This is a genomic window from Mesorhizobium sp. M1E.F.Ca.ET.063.01.1.1 (assembly GCF_003998155.1).
GTDB lineage: Bacteria > Pseudomonadota > Alphaproteobacteria > Rhizobiales > Rhizobiaceae > Mesorhizobium.
In genome coordinates this window covers 1-1,772 of record NZ_RZSC01001002.1, presented here as the reverse complement: position 1 = coordinate 1,772, position 1,772 = coordinate 1, and the positions used below count along the sequence as shown (strand labels likewise).

Sequence of the window (1,772 nt, the reverse complement as noted above, 5' to 3'; positions counted from 1 at the left end):
ACCGGCGACCACGGCTTGCAGGCCTTCTCATAGGTGCCGAGCAGGATGCCGTTGCGCTCCTGGCGAGTGTAGATCTCGCCCTTGAAGTCGAGCACGCCGATCATCTCGCGGCCGGTCGACTTGTTGAATTCCTCGACCTCCGGCATCGGCTCGGTAAGCAGGTACATGTGCTCCATCGCCAGCACCGGAAGCTCGACGCCGACCATGCGGCCGATCTCGCGCGCCCACAGGCCGCCGCAATTGACGACATGCTCGGCGTGGACCGTGCCCTGTTCGGTGACGACGTTCCAGGTGCCGTCGACTTCCTGCGTCAGCTCGACGACGCGGTTGCGCAGCACGATCTCGGCGCCGAGTTTTTTCGCCGCCTTGGAGTAGGCAATCGTCGTGCCCGAGGGATCGAGATGGCCCTCGACCGGATCCCACATGGCGCCGACGAAGTTCTTCTCGTCCATCAGCGGGAACATCGCCTTCGCTTCCGAAGGCGTGATCAGCTCGGTGTCCATGCCGAGATAGCGACCCTTGGCATGGGCGAGCCGCAGGAAGTCCATGCGCTCCGGCGTATCGGCCATCATCACGCCGCCGGTGAGGTGCAGCGAGCAGGACTGGCCGGAAAGCTCCTCGATCTCCTTGTAGAGCTGGACCGTATAGGCCTGCAGCTTGGCGACGTTCGGGTCGCCGTTCAGCGTATGGAAGCCGCCCGCCGCGTGCCAGGACGAGCCGGAGGTCAGCTCCGAACGCTCGATCAGCATGATGTCGGTCCAGCCGGCCTTGGCGAGGTGGTAGAGCACCGAGCAGCCGACGACGCCGCCACCAATGACAACCGCTTTTACGTGGGATTTCATACAGATAGGTCCGTTTTTGCAGAGACTGAATCGAGTGAGGGGGATGTGAAAACAAAGCGGAGATCGGACACGGCGATGTCTTCGGCCAGCCTGCCGTCAAGCGCGGCGAGGATGGTTTCACAGACGGAAGCACGATGTTTCAGAACGTCATGGTTCCAAAGACGCAGGACCGAATAGCCTTGCGCGCGCATGAAGTCGTCACGGCGACGGTCATATGAACTGTCGGCGTGTTGGTGCCCATCGACCTCAACGACAAGCCAACGCTCGCGGCAAGCGAAGTCGGCGAAATAGGGGCCGATGGAAAACTGGCGCGTGAAGCGGTAGCCGCCGAGCTTGCGACCCTTCAGTTCGAGCCAAAGCAATGCTTCGGCCTGATTGCCTGTCTGTCTGAGCTTTCGTGCCCGCAGGGTTGTCCCGGGTTTTCGCCGACTGCGGGTTTGATCAGCGGCTTCCCCCACTCCGTCGCCGCTTCGCGGCGCCACCTCTCCCCCCTCCGGAGGGAGAGGAAAGGAGCCAGCTGGAATCGCCTCGCACCTTTCCTCTCCCCCGTCGATCGGGGGAGAGGTGTCGAGCGAAGCTCGACGGAGTGGGGGTCGACCGTGCACCAAATCCGCTTGATTTCCTGCTTGCTGGGTCGCGCCCGCTTTGCGGCGACTTCGCGTTTCACGAACGGCTTCCCCCACTCCGTCGCTGCTTCGCAGCGCCACCTCTCCCCCCTCCGGAGGGAGAGGAAGGGCGCCTCCCGGCAAAGGCTCGCGCCTTTCCTTTCTTCCGTCGATCGGCGGAGAGGTGGCGAGCGAAGCTCGACGGAGTGGGGGTCGACTGTTCATCAATGACATTGATGATCAAAAATCCGTCGGCGCGCCGCCTTCGGCGCGGCGCTTCTCGACGAAGTCGTTGAGCTCTTCGCGGATGGCCGGGTCCATATAC

General features: G+C 63.0%; 2 protein-coding genes. Both read right to left on the bottom strand.

Annotation, left to right across the window (positions count from 1 at the left end; translation table 11 throughout):
• Positions 1-842: FAD-binding oxidoreductase (locus EOA29_RS35310; RefSeq protein ID WP_145970008.1), on the bottom strand; the 842-nt coding region annotated here is incomplete at its 3' end.
• Positions 839-1,324: a DUF559 domain-containing protein gene (locus tag EOA29_RS35305; RefSeq protein WP_126095861.1), complete on the bottom strand. Its 486-nt coding sequence runs from the start codon at positions 1,322-1,324 to the stop codon at positions 839-841. The genes EOA29_RS35310 and EOA29_RS35305, both read right to left, overlap by 4 nt.
• Positions 1,325-1,772: the final 448 nt, after the last annotated feature.